General features: G+C 75.9%; 20 protein-coding genes and 2 pseudogenes. 13 read left to right on the top strand and 9 right to left on the bottom strand.

The features are described 5' to 3' along the window. Window positions 1–11: 11 nt before the first annotated feature. Together BM142_RS07005 and BM142_RS07000 are read right to left on the bottom strand one after the other, a co-directional pair. A complete protein-coding gene (locus BM142_RS07005) occupies window positions 12–380 on the bottom strand; it encodes a hypothetical protein (RefSeq protein ID WP_092196060.1) in 369 nt (122 codons plus the stop codon). Window positions 381–594: 214 nt separating this feature from the next. Beyond that, a complete protein-coding gene (locus BM142_RS07000) occupies window positions 595–897 on the bottom strand; it encodes a hypothetical protein (protein WP_139228796.1) in 303 nt (100 codons plus the stop codon). A 199-nt stretch (window positions 898–1,096) separates the two neighbouring features. Between BM142_RS07000 and BM142_RS06995 the strand changes: the two genes are divergently transcribed. The 3 genes from BM142_RS06995 (at window position 1,097) to fabG (ending at window position 3,585) form a co-directional block, all read left to right on the top strand. After that, on the top strand, window positions 1,097–1,480 hold the full coding sequence (locus BM142_RS06995; protein ID WP_092196058.1) for an STAS domain-containing protein: 384 nt from the start codon (window positions 1,097–1,099) through the stop codon (window positions 1,478–1,480). Window positions 1,481–1,618: 138 nt separating this feature from the next. Next, entirely contained in the window at window positions 1,619–2,836 is a 1,218-nt protein-coding gene (locus BM142_RS06990; protein ID WP_092196057.1) for an acetyl-CoA C-acetyltransferase, read from the top strand. Then, window positions 2,836–3,585: a 3-oxoacyl-ACP reductase FabG gene (gene fabG, locus BM142_RS06985; protein ID WP_092196056.1), complete on the top strand. Its 750-nt coding sequence runs from the start codon at window positions 2,836–2,838 to the stop codon at window positions 3,583–3,585. Before BM142_RS06990 ends, fabG begins: the two co-directional genes overlap by 1 nt. Window positions 3,586–3,641: 56 nt before the next feature. On the opposite strand, the gene BM142_RS06980 is transcribed toward fabG, so the two are convergent. Together BM142_RS06980 and BM142_RS06975 are read right to left on the bottom strand one after the other, a co-directional pair. Then, window positions 3,642–4,538: a DUF1206 domain-containing protein gene (locus BM142_RS06980; RefSeq protein ID WP_092196055.1), complete on the bottom strand. Its 897-nt coding sequence runs from the start codon at window positions 4,536–4,538 to the stop codon at window positions 3,642–3,644. Between the two features lie 22 nt (window positions 4,539–4,560). After that, entirely contained in the window at window positions 4,561–5,415 is an 855-nt protein-coding gene (locus BM142_RS06975) for a DUF1206 domain-containing protein (RefSeq protein WP_092196054.1), read from the bottom strand. Between the two features lie 101 nt (window positions 5,416–5,516). Here BM142_RS06975 and BM142_RS06970 point away from each other — a divergent pair, with 101 nt between their 5' ends. The 4 genes from BM142_RS06970 to BM142_RS06955 all read left to right on the top strand — a co-directional run bounded on the left by BM142_RS06970 (window position 5,517) and on the right by BM142_RS06955 (window position 9,986). Continuing rightward, on the top strand, window positions 5,517–6,185 hold the full coding sequence (locus tag BM142_RS06970) for a hypothetical protein (protein WP_092196053.1): 669 nt from the start codon (window positions 5,517–5,519) through the stop codon (window positions 6,183–6,185). A 45-nt stretch (window positions 6,186–6,230) separates the two neighbouring features. After that, window positions 6,231–7,838: an SIR2 family NAD-dependent protein deacylase gene (locus BM142_RS06965; protein ID WP_092196052.1), complete on the top strand. Its 1,608-nt coding sequence runs from the start codon at window positions 6,231–6,233 to the stop codon at window positions 7,836–7,838. Between the two features lie 39 nt (window positions 7,839–7,877). After that, window positions 7,878–9,137: a cytochrome P450 gene (locus BM142_RS06960; protein ID WP_092196051.1), complete on the top strand. Its 1,260-nt coding sequence runs from the start codon at window positions 7,878–7,880 to the stop codon at window positions 9,135–9,137. A 129-nt stretch (window positions 9,138–9,266) separates the two neighbouring features. Continuing rightward, the gene (locus tag BM142_RS06955; protein ID WP_092196050.1) at window positions 9,267–9,986 is read left to right on the top strand and encodes a hemerythrin domain-containing protein; all 720 of its coding nucleotides are present in this window, start codon (window positions 9,267–9,269) and stop codon (window positions 9,984–9,986) included. On the opposite strand, the gene BM142_RS06950 is transcribed toward BM142_RS06955, so the two are convergent. From BM142_RS06950 to BM142_RS06940, 4 genes and pseudogenes are all read right to left on the bottom strand, one after another. After that, entirely contained in the window at window positions 9,983–12,307 is a 2,325-nt protein-coding gene (locus BM142_RS06950; protein ID WP_254790612.1) for a HelD family protein, read from the bottom strand. The two genes, BM142_RS06955 and BM142_RS06950, sit on opposite strands and share 4 nt — an antisense overlap. 104 nt (window positions 12,308–12,411) lie before the next feature. Next, a pseudogene (locus tag BM142_RS24840) lies at window positions 12,412–12,687 on the bottom strand (alpha/beta fold hydrolase); the annotation flags it as partial. Window positions 12,688–12,835: 148 nt separating this feature from the next. Next, window positions 12,836–13,093 (bottom strand): annotated as a pseudogene (locus BM142_RS25625) (esterase/lipase family protein); the annotation flags it as partial. A gap of 252 nt (window positions 13,094–13,345) precedes the next feature. Further along, window positions 13,346–14,095: a hemerythrin domain-containing protein gene (locus tag BM142_RS06940; protein ID WP_092196049.1), complete on the bottom strand. Its 750-nt coding sequence runs from the start codon at window positions 14,093–14,095 to the stop codon at window positions 13,346–13,348. Between the two features lie 210 nt (window positions 14,096–14,305). On the opposite strand from BM142_RS06940, the gene BM142_RS06935 reads away from it, so the two are divergent. The 5 genes from BM142_RS06935 to BM142_RS06915 all read left to right on the top strand — a co-directional run bounded on the left by BM142_RS06935 (window position 14,306) and on the right by BM142_RS06915 (window position 20,031). Continuing rightward, complete coding sequence (locus BM142_RS06935; protein WP_254790611.1) at window positions 14,306–15,106, top strand: alpha/beta fold hydrolase; 801 nt, start codon at window positions 14,306–14,308, stop codon at window positions 15,104–15,106. Further along, complete coding sequence (locus tag BM142_RS06930) at window positions 15,103–17,370, top strand: SpoIIE family protein phosphatase (RefSeq protein WP_254790609.1); 2,268 nt, start codon at window positions 15,103–15,105, stop codon at window positions 17,368–17,370. The genes BM142_RS06935 and BM142_RS06930 overlap by 4 nt, the downstream gene beginning before the upstream one ends. A gap of 72 nt (window positions 17,371–17,442) precedes the next feature. Further along, window positions 17,443–17,742 carry a hypothetical protein gene (locus BM142_RS06925; RefSeq protein ID WP_092196047.1) on the top strand — a complete coding sequence of 100 codons (300 nt, stop codon included), beginning with the start codon at window positions 17,443–17,445 and terminating at the stop codon, window positions 17,740–17,742. A gap of 55 nt (window positions 17,743–17,797) precedes the next feature. Next, on the top strand, window positions 17,798–18,961 hold the full coding sequence (locus tag BM142_RS06920; RefSeq protein ID WP_092196046.1) for an acyl-CoA dehydrogenase family protein: 1,164 nt from the start codon (window positions 17,798–17,800) through the stop codon (window positions 18,959–18,961). Further along, the gene (locus BM142_RS06915) at window positions 18,961–20,031 is read left to right on the top strand and encodes an acyl-CoA dehydrogenase family protein (RefSeq protein ID WP_092196045.1); all 1,071 of its coding nucleotides are present in this window, start codon (window positions 18,961–18,963) and stop codon (window positions 20,029–20,031) included. Before BM142_RS06920 ends, BM142_RS06915 begins: the two co-directional genes overlap by 1 nt. 65 nt (window positions 20,032–20,096) lie before the next feature. Here the strand turns inward: BM142_RS06915 and BM142_RS06910 are convergent, their stop codons facing one another. Continuing rightward, window positions 20,097–21,080, bottom strand: a complete 984-nt coding sequence (locus BM142_RS06910) for an alpha/beta hydrolase (RefSeq protein ID WP_256381280.1) — start codon at window positions 21,078–21,080, stop codon at window positions 20,097–20,099. Window positions 21,081–21,163: 83 nt separating this feature from the next. Between BM142_RS06910 and BM142_RS06905 the strand changes: the two genes are divergently transcribed. After that, complete coding sequence (locus BM142_RS06905; RefSeq protein ID WP_175527142.1) at window positions 21,164–22,096, top strand: helix-turn-helix domain-containing protein; 933 nt, start codon at window positions 21,164–21,166, stop codon at window positions 22,094–22,096. The last annotated feature ends 3 nt before the right edge of the window (window positions 22,097–22,099 follow it).

Below are 22,099 nucleotides of genomic sequence, written 5' to 3'. Positions count from 1 at the left end.
CGCGGATCCGCCTACTGGCCCCAGCGCGGGATGGCCGCGGCCCCGGGCGCGTGCCCGGTGGGGGACGGCCGGCCGCCCCGCCGGCCACGGGGGGTTCCCGGTCCGGGAGCGCGGGAGGTGGCGCTCCAGCACTCGTGGAGCGAGAGCCACTGCGCCGGGGTGAGCGCTGTCGGGCGGGTGGTCGGCGGCAGCCCTTCCTGGCGCAGCCAGCGGACCCCCGCCGTGCCCGGCAACTGCCCTCGCAGCAGCGGACCGAGTGGTGCAGAGGGGGAGGCCAGGAGGGCACCGGCGAGCCGGTCGAACGCCGCGGTGGCGGTCTCGGGAAGCGCGGAGCGGGCCGCGGCGGCGGGGCCGTCGCTGATCGGGGACGGGCGTGACATGGGGATCTCCGGAGGAGGAGGGAGCGGCAGCCGGGACGCGGCGGGGCGAACCACGCCGGCCGGCCGGGACGGGAGCGAACGCCCGGGACGACACGGGCGTGGACGGCGGGCGGCGACAGCCGCTCCGCGGGACGTCGGCTCAGACGGTGCGCAGGCGCACGGAGTACCGCATGCCGACGACGCTAGGCGGGGTGCCGGCGCCGCGTCGAGCGGATTACCGCTCGGGCCGGGAGGCCCGCTTCGCGTCCTGGCGGGCGCGGTGCGCCTCGAACCTGGCGCGGTCGCGCGCCCGGGCGTCCGCGCCGCGCTCCCACTTCTCCTTGCGCCGGCGCGCCCGCTCGAGCTCGCGCTCCTCGAAGGTGGAGTGGCGGTCCCAGTCGCCGGCCACCACGACCATCACCACGAGGGTTCCCCACAGGATGGTCGCGAACGCGGCGATGACCGGGTCCAGCAGCAGGAAGGCGGCGACCGCCCCCAGCGCCGCGACCGCGCCGCCCACCGCCCATCGACCCGCCACGCCGACCAGTATCCGCTCTCGTCCCGGACGGCGGCGGCCACCCGGACGACGAGCCATGGACGCCCGATCGCAGCCCTTGCGATGTGCCGATGCGGTCAATACGGTCACAGGCAGCGGTTCAATCAGCCAGCCGCCTCGCCAGTTCCGCGGCCCGATGGGCCCGCCGCTGGTCCGGAATCCCGCTCCGAGAGGCACGCCCGTGACCGCATCCTCGCTCGACCCACCGACCACCGAGCTCGTGTCGGTCGCCGTCTCCGGCTCCGGCCCCGTCGTCCGCGTGACCGCCTCGGGCGAGGTGGACTCCACCTCTGCGCCGGTCCTGCGTCGCGCACTCGAGGCCCAGCTCGACGGCGAGGTCCGCGAGCTCACCGTCGACCTCGGTCAGGTCACCTTCCTCGACTCCGCAGGCCTCTGCGTGCTGGCGGCCGCACACCGCCGCGCCGTCCGCCAGGACGTGGCCATGCGGGTGCTGGCGTCCTCCCGGGCGGTCATCCGGCCGCTGCAGATCACCGGCCTGTGGGACCTGTTGCACGCCGAGCGGATCGACGGCTCCGCGCTCCCGGAGCAGCAGGGCGTCGCCTGACCGGCAGGTCCTGGACCCTCCCCGCGCCCGGCTCGGCCGGGCCGCTCGCGCGGCCTGCCCGGTCCGGGTGGAGACTCGACCCCGTCCGCCCCGGCTGACGGGGTCGGTTCCGGTCGGAGAGCAACAGGGAGGACCACCGTGCGAGATGCGGTCATCTGCGAGCCGCTGCGGACCCCGGTCGGGGGCTTCGGCGGATCGCTGCGGGACGTGCCGGCGCAGGAGCTCGCCTCGACGGTGATCCGGGCGCTGGTGGAACGCACCGGGCTGCCGCCGGAGTCGGTGGAGGACGTCCTGCTGGGCCACTGCTACCCGACCATGGACGCACCGGCGATCGGCCGGGTTGCCGCCCTGGACGCCGGTCTGCCGGTGACGGCCTCGGGCATCCAGATCGACCGGCGCTGCGGCTCGGGCCTGCAGGCGGTGCTCTACGCGGCGATGCAGGTGCAGTCGGGAGCGTCGGAGCTGGTGCTGGCCGGCGGCGCGGAGTCGATGAGCAATGCGCCCTTCTACTCGACGGCGATGCGCTGGGGCGTCAAGGCCGGGCCGGGCGTGCTGCTGCAGGACGGGCTGGCGCGGGGCCGGGTCACCGCCGGTGGGCAGAACCACCCGGTGCCGGGCGGGATGCTGGAGACGGCGGAGAACCTGCGCCGGGAGTACAAGATCTCCCGCGAGGAGCAGGACGAGTACGCCGTCCGCAGCCATCAGCGCGCGGCTGCGGCCACGGAGGCCGGGCGGTTCGCCGACGAGATCGTCCCGGTCACCGTGAAGGGCCGCAAGAGCGACACCGTCGTCGACCGGGACGAGCACATCCGCCCCGACTCGAACGTGGAGACCCTCGCCAAGCTCCGCCCGATCATGGGCAGGGACGACGACGGGGCCACCGTCACGGCCGGCAACGCGAGCGGGCAGAACGACGGCGCCGCGGTCGCGATCGTCACCACGCCGGAGAAGGCCGCCGAGCTGGGGCTGCGGCCGCTGGCCCGGCTGGTGTCCTGGGGCGTGGCCGGCGTGCCGCCGAAGACCATGGGCATCGGCCCCGTGCCGGCCACGGCCAAGGCGCTGGCACAGGCCGACCTCAAGCTCTCCGACGTCGACCTGATCGAGCTCAACGAGGCGTTCGCCAGCCAGGTGCTGGCGGTGACCCGCGAGTGGGGCTTCACCGACAGCGACTTCGAGCGGACCAACGTCAACGGCTCGGGCATCTCCCTCGGCCACCCGGTGGGCGCGACCGGCGGGCGGATCCTGGCCACCCTGCTGCGCGAGATGGACCGCCGCGAGGTCCGCTACGGCCTCGAGACGATGTGCATCGGCGGCGGGCAGGGGCTGGCCGCGCTGTTCGAGCGGGTGGCCCGCTGATGGCGCGGGCCGCCATCGTCACCGGCGCCGCGCGCGGGATCGGGGCGGCGACCGCCCGTCGGCTGGCGGCCGACGGCTTCGCCGTCGCCGTCCTCGACCTGTCCGAGGACGACGCCCGCGGCACGGTCGGCGAGATCGAGGCCGCGGGCGGCCGCGCGCTCGCAGTCGGCGCCGATGTCGGGGACGCCGATCAGGTGCAGGCCGCCGTCGACCGGGTCGCCGCCGAGCTGGGGCCGCCGGTCGTCCTGGTGAACAACGCCGGCGTCACCCGGGACAACCTGCTGTTCAAGATGAGCGACGCCGACTGGGACCTGGTCATGCACGTGCACCTGCGCGGGTCGTTCCTCATGACCCGCGCCGCGCAGAAGCACATGATCGACGCGCAGTGGGGCCGGATCGTCAACCTGTCGAGCACCTCGGCGCTGGGCAACCGCGGCCAGGCCAACTACGCCACCGCGAAGGCCGGCCTGCAGGGGTTCACCAAGACGCTGGCGATCGAGCTGGGCAAGTTCGGCGTGACGGCCAACGCGATCGCCCCGGGGTTCATCGTCACCGACATGACCAGGGCGACCGCCGAGCGGATCGGGGAGGAGTGGGAGCCCTACGTGGCCAAGCGCGCGGCGGCGATCCCGGTCGCCCGGGCCGGGCAGCCCGAGGACATCGCGCACACCGTCTCCTTCCTCGTCAGCGAGGGCGCCGGGTTCGTCTCCGGCCAGGTCGTCTACGTCGCCGGCGGCCCCCGCACCTGACGAAGGACCCCTTCTCCCCACCCCTCGCAGGCTCGGGGCGGTGCCCTGGAGGGGGCCTAGGAACTGGGGTCGCGGTCGGGGTACCGGGCCCTCGCGAGCGCGTAGACCCCGAACGCGGCGAACCCGGCCGCGACCGCGGTGAGCAGCCACGGCCCGCCCCGCACGCCGGCGATCACGGTCATGGCTCCGTCCAGCCCGGTCGCCGTCGACACGTCGGCCGAGAGGGCCGCCCGCCAGAGCAGCACGCCCACCAGGCCGAAGGCGATCCCCTTGGCGACGTACCCGACCCGGCCGATGCCCTCGATCACCGGCTCCCAGCGGTCGGGGGCGGCGGGCAGGTCGATGTCGCGCATGAAGCCCCCGGTGAAGCCGCGCACGAGCGTGTAGAGCCCCACCGCGACCACCCCGAGCGCCACGGTGAGGACGAGCGCGGCCCCGCCGGGGACCAGCAGCGTGTCGTCGGTGAGCTCGCGCAGCCGCTCGTCGGCCTGGTACCCGGCCCCGACCGCGAAGAGCAGGGCGGTGACGCCGAGGCCGCCGTAGACGACGGCCTTGGCCAGGCACTTGGTGCAGACGACGGCGGTGCGCACCCGGTGCGACCGGTCGAGCAGACCGCGCCACCACAGGAGCACCTCGCCGCCCTGCCAGACCGCGAGCGACAGCATGCCGAGGCCGATCGCCCACAGCAGCACCCGGCCGCCCGGACCGTCGGCGACGGTCTGCAGCGCACCGGTCTGGTCGGCGTCGGCGCCGCGCAGCCGCCACGCCAGCCGGACCGCGAGGTAGGCGATGAGCAGGTGCATCGCGCCGTAGGCGATCAGGCCCGCGCGTGCCAGGTGGGTGAGCACCGGGTGGTCGGTGACCGCGCGGGCCCGCTCGACGACGTCGTGCACGCGGTCGCGCAGCGAGCGGGCGGGGCCTGTCCCGGGGCTCGAGCCGGTCCTGCCGAGCATGAGGAGGGCGGGGTCCGTCGTCTCAGGTGCGCTCGGGGTAGCGGGCCCGCACGATGCAGAAGGCGCCGAACGCGGCGATGCCGACGGCGACCAGGGTCAGCAGGATCTGGCCCCAGGGCAGGTCGAGGATGGTGTGCAGCGCGCCGTCGAGCCCCTGCGCCTTCTCGGGGTCGAAGGTGATCGCGGCATAGGCGAACAGCCCGCCGACCACCCCGAGCGCGATCCCCTTGCCCGGGAAGCCCACCTGGCCGAGCCTCGTCACCAGTCGCAGGGCCGAGCGGGAGCAGTCGGTGGTGTCGATCTCCCGGAGGAAGCGCTTCGTGAGGCCCTTGTAGACGTGGTAGGCGCCCACCCCGACGAGGACGAGCCCGGCGACGCCCACCAGCCACCGGCCACCCGGCCAGCCGAAGACCCCGGCCGTGGTCTGCTGCTGTTGCTGCGAGCTGCCCTGTCCACCGCCCGTGGCGAACCGGATGGCGAGGACGGCGAGCGCGGCGTAGACGACCGTCTTGACGACGGCCTTGCCGGTCCGCTCCAGCGCCTGCGATCGAGCCTTGCCCGAGGCGGACCAGCCGTGCCGCCAGCGCAGCACCTCGGCGGCCTGCCAGGCGGCCAGCGCGATCAGCCCCACGGCCAGGACCCAGAGGAGCGGCTTCCCGAGTGGCGTCTCGGCGAGGGTCTGCAGAGCGCCGGACTGGTCGGCGGACTCCCCGCCGGTGCTCCCGCCCCAGGCCAGCTGCAGCGCGAGCCACGCGACCAGCAGGTGGACCACGCCGTAGGCGATCGGACCGACGCGGGCGAGGTGCTCCAGCCCGTCGCTGTCCCCCGCCTGGCGGGCGGCTCCCAGGCCTCGGCCGGCCGTTCCCTGCGCGCTCATGGTGACTCCTTCGACGGGCCGGGCGGCAACGGCTCAGCGTGGCACAGGGCGCGGTCGCGGCGCCTGCCGAGCGCGGCGGCGCGGTGAGGGACACTGGGTCCGTGGCGAGCGCAACCGGCATCCTGAGCAGCAGCACCGAGTCGATGGCCCCCGAGGTGGCGCGACGCACCTGGCCGCGCTGGACCGGGCTGGCGGTGCTGATGCTCGTCGTCGCCGTCACCGGTGTCCTCTGGGAGGGCGGTGGCGCGCGTCTGGTCCTGGGCTCCGCGGGGCTCTTCCTCGCCGTGCGCGGCGCGCTGCTCCTGCGCGGGGCCGGGTCCGGCGGCATGAGCGCAGCGGTGGCCGGCCGGGCCCGTCCGCTGGGCACGGCCGCCCTCGCCGGCGGAGCGGTGGCCCTCGGCGCCGCGCTGGTGTCCGAGCCGGTGGCGGCCGCCGTCCTGCTGGTCGCGGTGCCGCTGCTGCTGCTGGCTGCCGGGGCCGGTCTGCTCGGCCGCGGCGGCGTGGCCCGGCGGGGGGGCCAGGCCCTGCTGGTCTGGGCGGTGCTGGTCACCGGCCTGCTCATCGCCACGGGCCTGGGGCAGACCTGGGCACGCGCGGGCGACGTGGCCACCGTGATCGCCGCCCTCGCCGTGGCCGTCCTCGCCGTCCCGGTGCTCGTCGGCGCCTCGGTGCTGCGCACGGTCGCCGCCCGGCCCGCGCCGGCGCCGGCCCGCACGCTCTCCGACGCCTGCGCCGGGTGCGCCTGCGGCGCCGGCGGCTGCGGGGCCTGATCCGCCCGGTCGTGATCCGGCCGGCGCCCGGGTAGGACCGGGGCCATGAGCGGTCATGTCTTCGTCGTCGGCGCGGACCTGGTCCGGCTGTCCTGCGACGACGTTCTGGTGCCCACCGACCGGTCGCTCCGGGTGGCCCCCGGCTGGTGCCCGCTGCTGCCGGCCTCCCTCGTGTCCGGGGTGGTCGACGACGGCGCCTGCGTGGACCTGCGGTGGTCGGGCGACGAGCGGGTGCTGCAGGTCCCCGGGGACGGCGAACGGCAGGTGTGGCTGGTCGACACCGTGGACGGCCGCGGGCGCGACGAGGAGCAGCACCTGGAGTGGCTGCTCGACGGCGCCCGCGCAGCGCTGGCCGCCGTCGCCCGGCGGGAGGTGCCCCGGCCCGCGCACGGCCGGGCCCGGCGGCTGGTCGGCCTCCCGGCCCTCGGCACCGGCTGGGGCGGTGCCGCCGGACGGCGCGGCGCGCTGCTGCAGCGGCTGCTGCCGGTGCTGCGGGACGCCGCGCTCCAGCACGGCTTCGACGTGGCCCTCGTGCTGCGCGGGCCCAGCGACCTGGCGGCGGCGCAGCGCGTCCGGCGCGGCGAGGAGGGCAGCTGGGATCTCCCGCCCCAGCTGTGCGCACTGGCCCGGCAGCTGGGGGACCGGGCGCGCCGCGGGCAGCTGGCGGTCTTCGTCGGCGCCGGGGTGAGCGCCGCCGCCGGGCTGCCGACCTGGGAACGGCTGGTCGACGAGTTGGCCGACGCCTCCGGGCTGGCGGCCGGGCTGCGCGACGGGCTGTCCGCGCTGCCCCCGCAGGACGCCGCGGCGCTGCTGGCCCGCGAACTCGGCCGGGAACGGCTCGAGTCCTTCGTGGCCGAGCGATTCGGCCCCGGCTCCTACGCGCTCGCGCACGCGCTGATCGCCGACCTGCCGGTGCAGGAGTTCGTCACCACCAATTACGACCCGCTCGTCGAGCAGGCCGCCGGCGACATCGGGCGGGACGTGCGCGTGCTCCCGTTCCAGGAGGCGGCTCCGGGATCGCCCTGGCTGCTCAAGCTGCACGGCGACGCCGCGCACCCGGAGAGCGTGGTCCTGACCCGCGAGGAGTACCTGCAGTTCGGGGACACCCGCGCGGCCCTCGCCGGCGTCCTGCACTCGCTGCTGCTGACCCGGCACGTGCTCTTCGTGGGCACGTCGATGCTCGACGACGACCTCGTCCGGATCGCCCACCAGGTGCGCAGCGCGGTGCAGGCCCCGGGATCGGCGGGCGGACGGCGCAACGGCACGGTCCTCGCGCTGCGGGAGGACCCGGCCCGTGCGCGGCTGTGGGAGCGGGACGTCGAGACCGTGGCGATGGGCCCCGCCGACCTCCGGGCCGCGGAGGCGGCCCGCCGGCTGGAGGTGCTGCTGGACCTGATCGGCTGCCTGTCGACCCCGCCCACCGGCTACCTGCTCGACCCGGCCTACCGGGGCCTGCTCGACGAGGAGGAGTGCGCGCTGGCCGATGCGCTGACCCGGGCCGCGGCCGCCGTGCGGGAGGACTCCGCCTCGGCGGCCGCGCAGGAGGTGGCCGCGCTGCTGCGGCGGCTGGGTTCCGGGAGCAGTGCTGCACGGCCGGCGGACGGGTCCACCGAGGTCGAGGACGACCGCGTCCAGGAGCAGCGCCCCGGGTGACACGATTGCCCGGCGGGGGTCCTGGGCAGGGGAGCACGCATGCCTGGACGGAAGCCGCGCCGCCCCGAGAACGCCCTGCAGCTGCTCACCAGGGGGTACGGCTGGCTGCCCGACCGGCGGCGGGCGGACGGTTCCCGCACGGTCGGCGCGCGGCTGGGGGGCCTGCCGGTCACGGCGATCGAGGGTCCGGAGGCGGCCCGGTTCCTCTACGACGAGGACCACGTGCGCCGCGCGCACGCCATCCCGGAGCCGGTGCAGGGCACGCTGTTCGGCAAGGGGGCGGTGCACACCCTCGACGGCGAGGCCCATCGCGTGCGCAAGGCGATGTTCGTCGGCCTGCTGATGCGCGAGGACGGCATCGGGTCGCTCGTGCAGCAGGTGACGGCGGCCTGGGACGGCGCCGTCGCCGAGTGGGCGCGCCGACGGCAGATCGTGCTCTTCGACGAGGCGGGGACGGTTCTCGCCGGTGCCGTCTGCCGCTGGGCCGGGATCCCGGTCGCCGACGACGAGGTCCCCGGGGTGGCCCGTGACCTGCTGGCCATGGTCGACGGCTTCGCCACCGGCGGGCCCCGGCACGTCCGGGCGCGCCGGGCGCGCGGCCGGCGCGAGGCCTGGCTCGCCCAGCTCGTGCGCGACGTCCGCAGCGGGGCGCGCACCGTGCCGGAGGACTCCGCCGTCGCCGTGGTCGCCGCGCACCGGGACGCCGGTGGCGAGCAGCTGGACTCCCGGGTGGCCGCGGTCGAGCTGCTCAACATCGTCCGGCCGACGACCGCGGTCGCCTGGTTCGTGGCCTTCTCCGGGCACGCCCTGATCCGCTGGCCGGAGCACCGCGCGCGGCTCGCCGCCGGCGACGCGGCGTACGCCGAGGCCTTCGCCCACGAGGTGCGCCGCTTCTACCCCTTCGCCCCCTTCATCGGCGGCCGGGCACCGCGCGAGGTCGAGTGGGACGGCGTCCGCATCCCGGAGAACTCGATGGTGCTGCTGGACCTGTACGGCCAGAACCACGACCCGGATCTGTGGGGCGACCCGTACACCTTCCGGCCGGAGCGCTTCCTGGCCGACGGCCGGGTCCGCGACATCGGCGAGTTCGAGCTGGTGCCGCAGGGCGGTGGGGACCCCCGCACCAACCACCGCTGCCCCGGCGAGCAGCTCACCATCGGCCTGCTCTCGGCGCTGGCGGTCCGGCTGGCCCGGTTGGAGTTCGACGTCCCGGACCAGGACCTGACGATCGCGCTGCACCGCATCCCGGCCAAGCCGGCCGGCGGCGTCGTCCTCCAGGTGCGCGGCACGGCCTCCTGAGCCCGGCGAGGGGCGGTCCTGCCACGTATCCAAGCCGGGCTCCAGTGGTCTCCAAGCCGGGACGGCGACAGTCGCCGCGGGCCGGCCTGCAGGCCGGGCACCAGAAGACGACCCGGAGGACCACTCGCGATGACGAGCACCCGCACCCACGGTCAGCTGACGCTCCCCGGTCAGGCGGCTGCCCCCGACGGCCCGGTCGACCTGACCCCGATGTTCCTCATGCACCACGCGTTCCGCCGTGACCTGGCCGCCTTCACCGCGGCCGTGGACGCGACGCCGGTGACCGACCGGAGGACCTGGCGCGCCCTGGACCTGCGATGGCGGCGATTCGCGACCGTCCTGCACCACCACCACACCGGTGAGGACCGCTACATCTGGCCCGCACTCCTGGCCGCCGTCACGGACGGTGGGACGGCGGCGGACCGTGCGACGCTCGACGCGATGGCGGCCGAGCACGGCGAGATCGACCCGATGCTCGAGGCCTGCGCGCGCGGTTTCGCCACCCTGGCAGAGCGGGCCGACGAGGCCGCCCGCGCCGCTCTCGCGGACGACCTGACCCGTACCCGCGAGAGGCTCGGTTCCCATCTGGGGCACGAGGAACGGGACGCCCTCGCGCTGGTGCAGCGCTTCCTCACCCCCGAGGACTGGGCGGGCCTGGACGAGCAGGTGTCGTCGGGCTATCCGGCGCGGCTGATCCCCTTCACCCTGGCCTGGATCATGTACGGCCTGCCCGCCGAAGGGCGGGCCGCCGCCGCCGGTTTCCTGGGGCGGGCCGCCGTCATGCTGTGGTCCGTGGCGTTCCGGCGTGCGTTCGAGCGCACGGAGCGGGCCGCGTTCCGGTACGCCTAGCGGCCCGGGGCGGACGTCCCGAGGCCGGCCAGCATCGCCGGCAGCTCGCCGGGGTGCACGACGCCGAGCCGCTGGGTGGCCCGGGTGAGCGCGACGTAGAGGTCGTTGTGGCCCCGGACGCCCTCGTCGACGATCGCGACCGGGTCGACGACGAGGACCGAGTCGAACTCCAGCCCCTTCACCGCCCCCGGCGGCAGGACAGCGGGGCCGGTGGTGAGCTCCCCGTCCGTGCTGGTGCCGAGGAGCCGCGCGGCCACGGCCTCGGCGACCGCGTCGAGCCGGGACGGGGCGACGACGACGGCGAGCGTGCCGTCCTCCTTGTCGAACCGCGCGGCCGCCTCCGCGACGGCGTCGGCCAGCCCAACCTCGGTCACCCGCTCGGCCCACGGCGGCACGCCGGTCGAGCGCACCGCCTGGGCGGCCGTGCCACCGGTGCCGCCCGCCGCGAGCACCTCGTCGGCGACGGCCATGATCTCGGCCGGGGTGCGGTAGTTGACGGTCAGCTGCTCCAGCCGCCACGTCCGGCCCAGGTGCGGGGTGAGCACCTCGTCCCAGCTGGCGGCGCCCGCGGCCGAGCCGGTCTGCGCGACGTCGCCGACCAGCGTCATCGACCGGGTCGGGCACCGGCGCAGCAGCAGCCGCCACGCCATCGCCGACAGCTCCTGCGCCTCGTCGACGATCACGTGCCCGTAGGTCCAGGTGCGGTCGGCGGCGGCTCGTTCCGCGACGCTGCGGGTGTCGACCTCCTCGTGGCGGCCGGCCAGCCCCTCGGCGTCGAGCAGGTCACCGGCGGAGAGCTCCTCGGACTCCTCCTCGGTCTCGCTGTCCTGCGAGCGGGAGCCGTGCAGCTGGTCGAGGGTGTCCTGCGCCCGCCGCAGCCGGCGCTGCCGCTCGCGGCGTTCCCCGGCCCGCTGGGCGCTGTCGTCGACGCCGAGCAGTTCGTCGGCCTCGTCGAGCAGCGGGACGTCGGCCGCCGTCCAGGGCGCCGTCGCCCGGCGGTGCAGCAGGGTGCGCTCGGCGTCGGAGAGCTGCGGGGCGGCGGCCGCGAGCCGGGCCGGGGAGCCGAGCAGGTCGCCGACGACCTGCTCGGCGGTCAACCGCGGCCAGAGCAGGTCCACCAGCCGGTGCACGGCGGGCTCCGCCGCGATCTCCTGGCGCAGCGCGCCGACGTCGCCGGCCTCGAGCAGGTTGGCCCCGCCGAGGACGTCGGCGCCCAGCTTGTCCGCGTACTTGGCGGCGACCAGCCCGATGACGGCCCGGGCGGCGGCCGGGCGGGCCTCGTTGTGCAGCCGCGAGGCGCTGCGCGCGCGGGAGCGGACCCGCGCCGCGTCGGCCTTGGTGACGCGCAGCCGCGTGCCGTCGATCTCCAGCTCCACCGGCCGGTCGAGGACGGCCTGCCGGGCCCGGACGGCGGCGGCGACCACGTCGGCCATGACCAGGCGCCCCTTGACCTCGGCCACCTCCGGGCGCTCGGGGGCGTCGGCCCGCAGGCCCGGTCGGAGCCCGCCGAGATCGGCGAGGACCACACCGGTCTCGCCGAGGGAGGGGAGGACGTCGGCGATGTAGCGCAGGAAGGTGGGGGTGGGCCCGACGACCAGCAGGCCGCTGCGGGCAAGCCGCTCGCGGTGGGTGTAGAGCAGGTAGGCGGCCCGGTGCAGCGCCACGGCGGTCTTCCCGGTGCCCGGGCCGCCCTGCACGACGACCACCCCGCCGGCGTCGGCCCGGATGATCCGGTCCTGCTCGGCCTGGATGGTGCGCACGATGTCGCTCATCCGGCCGGTGCGGGAGGCGTTCAGCTCGGCGAGCAGCACCGCCTCGCCGGTCAGCGTCGACGCACCCGCGGTCCCCGGGGCGTCATCGAGGTCGAGCGTCTCGTCCGAGACGGACACGACGGTGCGGAGCCGGGTGCGGATGTGCCGGCGGCGGCGGACGCCGAGGTCGTGCAGCGGTGTCGCGGTGTAGAACGGCTGCGCCGCCGGGGCCCGCCAGTCGACCAGCAGCGGCTCCTCCTCGCCGTCCTCGGCGGACAGCCCGATCCGGCCGATGTAGCGCGGCACGTCGGCGTCGCGGCGGTCCAGCCGGCCGAAGCACAGCCCGCTCTCGGCGGCGTCCAGTGCGACGATGCGCTGGGTGTGCCACTCCACCTGGGCCTCGCGCTCGCCGATGGCCTGCGGGTTGTGCGGCACGATCGCCAGCTGCTCGTCCAGCCGGTGCACGGTGCGGGCCCGGATCTCGTCCAGCCGGGTGTAGAGGCCGCTCACGTACTGCTGTTCCGTCGCCAGGTCGGCCGCCTGGGCGGCCTCGGGTCCTACCGTCGACAAGCTGGTCTCTTCCTGCTGAGCGGGCCGTCCGCGCGGGAGCGTCCGGAGGCGGAACCGCCCATTGTGCCCGCCGGGCGGCCGCCCTGACGGCAGGAACCGCTACGTCACCGCAGGTAGCCGTCGAGCCGGTCGGCCAGCTCGGCCGGCCGGCTGAGCGCGAGCAGGTGGCCGCCGGGCAGCTCGTCGACGTCGAGGCCCAGCCGCTGCGCGGCGACCCGCCGCTGGAACTCCAGCGGGAAGAGGCGGTCGTCGCGGCCGGCCACCACGCGGGTGGGGACGTCGGGCCAGTGGTCGAGCGGCCACGGGTCCTCGAACGGCCGGCCGGCCGGACTGGGCGAGCGGCTGCGACCCGGCCGTCGCCGCGACGTCGGCGGGGAGGTCGTGGAAGTACGTGGTCGCGTCGTCCGGTTCGCCGGGCAGGCCGAGGCCGGCCCGGTGTGCCGCCTGCGCCTCGTCCTGCCCGGTGACGCCCCACCACTGCCCGCCGGTCTCGCCGGGCGCGGGGATCATGGCGTTGAGCAGCACCATCAGCCGGACCGGCACGCGCGCGCAGACCAGCGGCGCCGTCAGCCCGCCCATCGACTGCGCCACCAGGACGACGGGGGAGCGGTCGCCGATGGCCTCGACCACCGCCGACGCGTAGGCGTCCAGCCCCGCCGTCTCGTCGGCGGCGGGCAGCTCGACGGGCAGGGCATCGTGGCCGCGGCGCTCCAGCTCGGGTACGAGGCGGTGCCAGAACCAGGTGTCCCCGCCGGCGCCGGGGACGAGCACGAAGGTGGTCCGCATGCCAGGAGGGACTTCCGGTTGCGCCCGGATTCATCGGCCCGGGCGATTAGTTTGCCGACAAGCGCAACCCGGCGGACACCTTCCGGACACAGCCGTTCCCTACCGTCGTGGGCGAGCCCGACAGAGGGGGAACCATGAGCACCACCACCGAGGAGCGGACCACCTGGGTCTGCGACAACTGCCGCGGCGTGACGGCCGCCGACCGCAAGCGCTGCCGGGACTGCGGGACGTCGCGCTACTGACGCCGCCGGGTCACGTCGAGGGCGGGGCGCCGCGCAGCCGCACCACCGCGGTCCGGTAGCGCCGGGCGCCGGACAGCCGCCACGCCGTCCGCACCGACCGGGGCAGGCCCTCGAGCAGCCGGGCACGGTCGTCGGCGCAGGAGTCCTCGAGCGCCAGGCCGAGCACGAGCAGCTGCTCGGGGCCGGACAGCCGGCAGCGTGCGGAGCCGGCGATCGCGGCCCAGTCCTCCGGAGCGAGGGTGCCGGCGAGCAGGGGGAGCAGCGTGCGCTCCTCCTCGGCGGTCTGCGCGTCGACGGCGTCGGCCAGTGCCCGGCAGGCCGCCGCGAAGGCCCACCGCGCGGGGTCGCTGCCCGCGACCTGCCACTGCCGCGCGGCGGTGGCGGCGTCGCGCACCAGCTGGTCGGTCCGGTCGCACCGGGCCCGCCAGTCCTCCACCGCCCCGGTCGCGTCCGGCACGGCCCGCACGAGAGCGGGCCACAGCGCCTCCCGCTCGACGGCGTGGTGGTGCAGCAGCACGCGGCCGAGCAGATCCGCGTGCCCGGTCAGTGCCGCCGTGCGCCGGTGCTCCCCGGAGGGCGCCCAGCCGGCCAGCTCGGCGAGCAGCCGCAGCTCGCGTCGCAGCAGGCGGTGCAGCACCCGCTGGTAGGCCAGGGCCCGGGAGGCGGCGGCGCCCGGCCGGGTGGCCGGTGCGGCGGCGACGTCGGGCGCCCGGCGGGGGACGGGGACCAGGCCGGTCGGCCGGACCGCGGTAGCGGTCATGGCGCACCTCGTTCGGCGGTCGTACCGGCGCAGCGGCGGTCCTGCGGGATGCGCGGCAGGGTAAGGGCACGGGGACGGGGCGGACAGCGGTTTCCGGAACCGGACGGTGGTGTGCCGGGCAGGCGCTGCGGCGCGTCGTCCCCCGGCGTAGTGGTTCGGCAGCGCGCGGGACCGGCGACACCCGCGGAGGCGTCGCCTAGGGTCGAGGGCGTGGTCACCGTCCTGGAGCGCAACTGCGTCCGCGTGAGCGGCGTGCCCGACGGACGGCCGGTGGTCTTCGTGCACGGGTTCGGCTGCGACCAGGCCATGTGGCGGTTCGTGGCGCCGGACTTCGAGGTCGACCACCGGGTCGTCCTGCTCGACCTCGTCGGGGCGGGGAACTCCGACCTGAGCGCGTACGACCCCGAGAAGTACGCGTCCCTGCGCGGCTACGCCGACGACATCGTCGAGGTCTGCCGGGAGCTGGGGCTCTCCGACGTCGTGCTCGTGGGGCACTCGGTCAGCGCGATGATCGGCGTCCTGGCGTGGCAGCAGGCCCCGGAGCTCTTCGGCGCCCTGGTCATGGTCGGCCCCAACCCCCGGTACATCGACGACGGGGACTACGTCGGCGGGTTCAGCCGGACCGACATCGCGGGGCTGCTCGACGCGCTGGACGCCAACCACCTGGGCTGGTCCCGGCAGATGGCCCCGGTGATCATGGGCAACCAGGACGATCCGGCGCTGGCCGCGGAGCTGACCAACAGCTTCTGCCGCACCGACCCCGACATCGCCCGCCAGTTCGCGCGCGTGACGTTCCTGTCCGACAACCGCGCCGACCTCCCGGGCATCAGCGTTCCCGTCCTGGTGCTGCAGTGCAGCGACGACGTCATCGCGCCGGAGGTGGTCGGCCGCTACGTCCACGAGTCGATCCCGGGCAGCGTGTTCACGCACCTGGCGGCCACCGGGCACGTGCCGCACCTCAGCGCGCCGGAGGAGACGACGGCGGCGATCCGGTCCTTCCTGGCGGGGTGAGCGGCACGGATCCCGTCGGCAACCCGGGGCAGGACCCTCGCGCGCAGCTGGGCCGGCTGCTCGAGGAGGACCCGGCCGACCTGTACGAGAACGCGCCGATGGGCTATCTCTCGACGCTGCCCGACGGGCGCATCGTCAAGGCCAACCGGACCTTCTGCGCCTGGACCGGCCGCGCGGCCGACGAGCTGATCGGCACCCGTTTCCAGGACCTGCTCAGCGTCGGGGGGCGGGCGTTCCACGAGACCCACCTCGCCCCACTGCTGCGGATGCAGGGGGCGGTGCGGGAGATCGCCCTGGACGTCGTGCGGGTCGACGGCTCGCTGCTGCCCTGCCTGGTGAACGCCGTCGAGCTCCGGGACGACGCGGGGGCGCCGCTGCTGGTGCGGGCCACGCTGTTCGAGGCCACCGCGCGGCGGCGCTACGAGCGCGAGCTGCTCGCCGCCCAGCGCCTGGCCGAGCAGTCGGAGGCGCGCTCGCGCGTCGTGCAGGCGGTGGTGTCCGACCTGGCGGCGGCGCGGACCGTCGCCGACGTGGCCGGGGTGATCGTCGAGCACGGCCGCGCCGCGCTGCGGGCCGGGGGAGCCGCACTGGTGCTCGTCGAGGAGCCGGGGGGAGCCCCGGGAGACGTGCCGCGGCTGCGGACCGCCCGCTCGGACGGGCTGCCGGACGAGCTGCTGCACGCCCTGCAGGAGGCGGCCGGGGAGCGGCTGGCGCTCGAGCTGGCGGAGGGCGTGCGGACCGTGGAGCTCGACGACCGGATGCGGTCGTCGCAGCCCGCGGTGGCCGAGGGGATGGCCCGGGGCGGGCTGAGCGCGCTGGTCGTCGTCCCGGTGTCGGCCGACGGCCGGCGGCTCGGCGCGCTGGTGCTGGGCCTGCAGGGGGAGAGCGGAGGGTTGATCAGCCTGGCCGAGCCGGGCACCTCGCGGGCCCCCGAACCGGCCGACGTGGACCTGCTGTGGACCCTCGGCCGGCAGGCCGGCCAGGCGCTGGAGCGGGCGCGGCTGCACGAGGAGACGGCCCGGCAGGCCGAGCGGGCGGCCTTCCTGCTGGAGGCGGCGCGGCTGCTGGCCGGGGCCGCCGACCTGCCCGAGACCGTCGACCGCCTGGCCGCCCTGGTCGTCGAGCGGCTGGCCGACCTGTGCGTGATCGACCTGGTGACCGAGGAGGGCATGACCCGGCCGGTGGCGCGGCACCGCGATCCGGGGCTGCAGCACCTGGCCGACGAGGTGCGCCGTCGCCACCTGACCGCGGGCCGGGAGTCCCACCCGAGCGTGCGCGCGCTGCGGGAGGGCCGCACCCAGTGGGTCCGTCACGTCCCGGCGGAGTACCTCACCTCGATCACCGCGGACGCGCAGCACGCCACCGTGGCGCAGACGCTCGACCTGGCCGGCATCGTGGCGGTGCCCCTCGTCGCCGACGGCCGCCGGCTGGGCGTCCTCACCATCTGCGCCGACCGGCGGCGGGGCGCGTTCACCGAGGCCGACGTCGAGGTCGCCGAGCAATTGGGGCTGCAGGTGGCGCTGCTCGTCGCCAAGGCCCAGCGCTACGAGCTCGACGTCCGCACCTCGCACACCCTGCAGGCGAACCTGCTGCCGCCGGAGCCCCCGGAGCTGCTGGGGCTGTCGACGGCGGTCCGCTACCTGGCCGCGACGTACGGGGTGGAGGTGGGCGGCGACTTCTACGACGTCGTCCAGCTGCCGGGGGGCGAGGTGGCGCTGGCGGTCGGGGACGTCGTCGGCCACGACATCACCGCGGCGGCCACCATGGGGCAGCTCACCTCGGTGTCCCGGGCGCTGCTCGTCGACCGGCCGACGCCGAGCGCGATGATCGAGCGGCTGCAGGCCGGCTGGTCGCTGATGGGCATGCAGCGGATGGCGACCGCGCTGTTCGCGACGCTGGACCCCGCGGACGGCCGGTTGCGGATCGCCTCGGCCGGGCACCTGCCGCCGCTGCTGCTCAGCGAGGGGCGCGCGGAGTTCCTCCCGGTGGTGCCGACCCGGCTGCTCGGGGCGCCACCGGCGGCGACGCCGGCGCGGGAGTGGGCCGGGGTGCTGCCGCCCGGGGCGACGCTGGTGCTCTTCACCGACGGCCTGGTCGAGAGCCGGTCGGCGGATCTGGACGAGGGGCTGACGGCGCTGCTCGCGGTGGCGACCGGGGCGGGGACGACGGATCCGGACGAGCTGTGCGACCGGTTGCTGGGCGAGCTCACCGGGTCGCACCGCGCCGACGACATCGCGCTGCTGGTGCTGACCCGCCGCGGCTGAGCCCGGGCCCTTCCGTCGGGGCGCGGCCGGGGTCACCATGGAGCCGAACCCCCCCGCGCGCTGGAGGCGGCCATGCCCTCGTCCCAGAACCCGAACCCGGTGGCGACGGCCATCGACGGTGCGACCGGCGACTGGTCGATGTCGGGTGACGCCATGCGCTGGTCGCCGGATCTCGCCGAGCACGAGGCGTCGGTCGGGGAACTGCGCGGCATGGACGTGGCGGCCGGCCTGGGCGCCGGCCTGGGCCTGGACATGGACGGCGTACGGCGGCTGGTGTCCGGCGCGCTGACCTCGCTGGGCGCGGTGGCGACCGACGTCGTCAGCGAACTGCGCCAGCTCACCCGCGGCGGGACGGGCGAGGCCGACCGCTGACCGGCACGGGCTCCCCGCCGGGCGGCACCGGTGCTGCAGCGGGTAGAACCGACCCATGAGCAGTGACTCGCTGACCTTGACGCCCGCGCCGCGGTCGGACGCCGCGGAGCAGGTGCGGGCCGAGGTGCGCGAGTTCCTCGCCGCCGAGCTCGCCGCCGGCACCTTCACCACCCACGTGGACACCTGGCTGTCCGGCGTCGACCCCGCCTTCTCGAGAAAGCTCGGCGAGCGCGGCTGGCTGGGCATGACCTGGCCGAAGCGGTACGGCGGGCACGAGCGCTCGGCGATGGAGCGCTACGCCGTCACCGAGGAGCTGCTCGCCGCCGGCGCCCCCGTCGCCGCGCACTGGATCGCCGACCGGCAGTCGGGTCCCAACCTGCTCAGCTACGGCACGGAGAGGCAGCGGCAGGAGATCCTGCCGCGCATCGCCGCGGGGGAGTGCTTCTTCGTCATCGGCATGAGCGAGCCCGACTCCGGCTCCGACCTCGCCTCGATCCGCACGAAGGCGGTCCGCAACGGCGACGGCGACTGGGTCGTCGACGGGGCCAAGGTCTGGACGTCGAACGCGCACACCTCCCACTACGGGATCGTGCTGGTGCGTACCGCGCCGGCGGACCCCGCCCACCGGCACGCCGGGATGTCGCAGCTGCTGGTCGACCTGTCGCTGCCGGGCATCACGATCAACCCGATCCGGATCCTCGACGGCGGGCACCACTTCAACGAGGTGGTGTTCGACCAGGTCGTCGTCCCCGGCGACATGCTGCTCGGCGAGGAGGGCAACGGCTGGCACCAGGTGACCGCGGAGCTGGCCTTCGAGCGGTCGGGGCCGGAGCGGTTCCTGTCGACATATCCCCTTGTCGCCGAGTTCGCTCGTCGAGTTGCCGACTCGGGGGACGCCGCCGCGCTGGCGACCCTCGGCCGGCTGTCGGCCCGGCTGCTGGCGCTGCGGCAGATGTCGCTGCGGATCGCGGCGGCGCTGGACCGCGGGGAGCTGCCGAACATCCCGGCTGCACTGGTGAAGGACGTGGGGACGACGTTCGAGGGCGACGTGATCGAGGAGATCCGGAAGGTGGTCGACGTGACGCCGTCGCTGGACTCTGCCGATCCGCTGGGCCGGGCGCTGGCCGAGGCACAGCTGCACGCGCCGGGCTACACGCTGCGCGGCGGCACCAACGAGATCCTGCGCGGGATCGTCGCTCGTGGATTGGGGCTGCGCTGATGTCGGACCAGGACCTGGTGGTCGAGACCGTCCGGGACATCCTCTCCGGCTTCGAGCCGTTCGCCCTGACGGCGGAGCGGCGCTGGGACGCCGGGCTGTGGGCCGCCCTCGCCGACGCGGGGCTGACCGGCGTGGGGCTGCCGGAGGAGGCCGGCGGGTCGGGCGGTGAGCTGGCCGACGCCGTCGCCATCGTCCGCACCCTGGCCGCGGGCGCCGGGGCGGTGCCGGTGGCCGAGCAGCTGCTGGTCGCCACACCGGCCCTGGTGGCGGCCGACCTCGACCTGCCGTCGCCGCAGGAGCCGACGACGTTCGCGATCGCCGACGCGGTCACCGTGCACCCGGTCGACAACGGGGACGGACCGGGACGGTTCACGCTCACCGGCACCGTGCCCGACGTGGCGTGGGCAGGAGTCGCGTCGTCCGTCGTCGTGCTGGCCCCGGCCCCCGCCGGGATCGAGGGGGCGGTGCTGGCACTGGTCGACGCGTCGTCGCTGCCGGCGACCGACGCCGCCAACCTGGCCGGGGAGCCGCGCGGGTCGCTGGTCCTGGACCGGGCCGGCTGCTCCGGCGCGCTGCTGTCCGCGGCGCAGGCCGGCGAGGTCCGGGCCCGGTACGCCCTGGCACGGGCGGTGCAGCTGGCGGCCGCGCTGGAGCAGGTGCTGGCCTGGACGGTGCAGTACGCCGGCGAGCGGCACCAGTTCGGCCGGCCGCTGGGCAGGTTCCAGGCGATCCAGATGGAGCTGGCCGAGATGGCCGGCGAGGTCACCGCCGTGACGGCGCTGACCGACGCCGCGGTGCAGGCGCTCGACCGGGGCGAGGACGTGGTGCTGGCCGCGGCGGCCGCCAAGGTGCGGGCCGGTGCCGCGGTCGAGGTCGTCGCCCGGCTGGCGCACCAGGTGCACGGGGCGATCGGCTTCACGCAGGAGCACAAGCTGCACCACCTGACCCGGCGGCTGTGGTCCTGGCGGGACGAGGCCGGCAGCGACCTGGCCTGGGCGCGGGTGCTCGGTGCCGGCGTGCTGGCCGGCGGCCCCGACGCGCTGTGGCCGGCACTGACCCGCGTGGTCTGAGCCCCGCGGGACCAACGCGGGAGCGCCCGGCCTGACGTCGGCCGGGCGCTCCCGCGGTGACCAGGTCAGCCCAGGTGGGTGCGGAACCAGCGCAGCTGCGCCGGGGCGGAGACGGCGAAGGCGTCGTCCACGTAGGCGTCGAAGTGCCCGACCGGCAGCACCAGGAGCTCCTTGGGCTGCTTGGCGCGCTCGTAGTACTCCAGCGTGAGGTCGGCGACGGTCAGGTGGTCCTTCGCGGCGACGACCATCATCAGCGGGGTGGGGGAGATGTCGGCGATGTAGGCGCCGGGCTCGTACTCGACGAACATCTCCACCGACCGCAGGGTGACCTCGTTGCGCCAGCTCGGCGCCCGGTCCTGGACCGGTCCGAAGAAGAAGTCGTGGGTGTCCTCGGTGGGCAGCGCCGCCATCTCCGCGGGGTCCTTCTCGTAGGCGACCTGGATCATGGCCGGCTCGGACCCGGCGTAGCGGGCGGCGCGGTCGGCGTCGAAGGCGGCCCGGAGGCCGGCGAAGGCATCGGCCCGGATGAGGCGGCGGGCGTTCTGCAGTCCGCTGACCAGCGGCACCTGCGAGACGACGCACTTCACGCGGCGGTCGAGGGCGGCGACGACGAGCGCGTGGCCGCCGCTGTAGCTGGAGCCCCAGACGCCGATCCGGTCCGGGTCGGCCCACGGCTGGGTGCCCGCCCAGGTGATCGCCGTCCGGTAGTCGCGCACCTGCTGCCACGGGTCGATCTCGCCGCGCGGGCTGCCGTCGCTGGCGCCGAGGTTGCGGTTGTCGTAGACCAGCACGCCGAGGCCGCCCGCAGCGAAGTGCTGGGCGAAGTCGTCGAGCAGGTGCTCCTTGACGGCGGAGAAGCCGTGGGCCATCACCACGAGCGGTGCCGGTCCGTCGATGCCGTCGGGGGAGTAGTGCCAGCCGCGCAGCGTCACGCCGTCCTCGGTCCGGAACTCCACGTCCTCGCGCATGTCGCCTCCTCGTGCGGCCGCCGTGGCCGCTCGCCTCGACCCTCGCCGCTCCGGGGACGAGGGTCGCGACGATGCGTGCACCCGGTGCGGCGTCCCGCGCAGACCTTGCGCCCGGAGGGAGGACGGGGTTGCATGCCGGGCACGGCGGCGGGAGGACGACGGCGATGGGTCTGCAGGCGGTGTCGTGGAACCCCGCCGCGGTGCCGGCCGCCGACCGGGTGGACGCCTGGCGGGAGGCCATCAGCGCCAGCCACCTGCCGTGGGCGCTGCAGCCGGGGGAGTCCGGCGGGCCCGCGCCGGCCGAGAGCCTCACCGACTACCGCCTGGGCGATCTCACCCTCGTCGACTGCCGGTGCGGACCGTGCGCCGGGCACCGGGGGCGGGCCGAGCACGCGCGGACCGACAGCGACTCGGTGGGGGTGCTGTTCGTGCGGGCCGGCGAGGAACTGGTCGAGGTGGACGACGAGCGGCTGGTGGTGCGGCCGGGGTCGGCACTGGTGTGGCGCAGCAGCGAGTCGGTGCGCTTCGTGGTGCCCGGCCCGCTGCACAAGTGGACGCTGCTGCTGCCCGCGGCACGGGTCCCGGCGCTCGCCCGGCCGGGAGCGCGGCTGCTCGGGGGTGGCGGGGTGCGGCTGCTCACGGCGCTGCTCGGGACGACGCTGGAGTCCGCGGGCAGCCTGGAGGGTGGGCTCGACGCGCCGGTGGCGGACGCGGCCGTCGACCTCCTGACGGCAGCGCTGCAGCGCGAGGCAGTTCCCGGGGACGCCTCGACGTGGGCGCGGGTGACCGCCTACGTCCGCACGCACCTGCGCGACCCGGAGCTCTCTCCGGCGGCGATGGCGGCCGCGGGGTTCGTCTCGTTGCGCTCGCTGTACGCGGTGTTCGCGGCGCGCGACGAGACGCCGAGCCGGTACGTGCGCCGGTTGCGGCTGACCGCGGCCCGCCGGGAACTGGAACGGGCCGGGACCCGGGTCACCGTCGCCGAGGTGGCCCACGGCTGCGGGTTCCGCGACCAGGCCACCTTCGGCCGGGCGTTCCGCGCCGAGTACGGCTGCACCCCGGACGAGGTGCGACGGGGTCTCCGGACGGTGACCTGACCG

This window comes from Blastococcus tunisiensis, assembly GCF_900112815.1.
In the GTDB taxonomy this organism is placed as follows: Bacteria; Actinomycetota; Actinomycetes; order Mycobacteriales; family Geodermatophilaceae; genus Blastococcus_B; species Blastococcus_B tunisiensis.
This window is presented reverse-complemented; position numbering and strand designations above follow the sequence as displayed.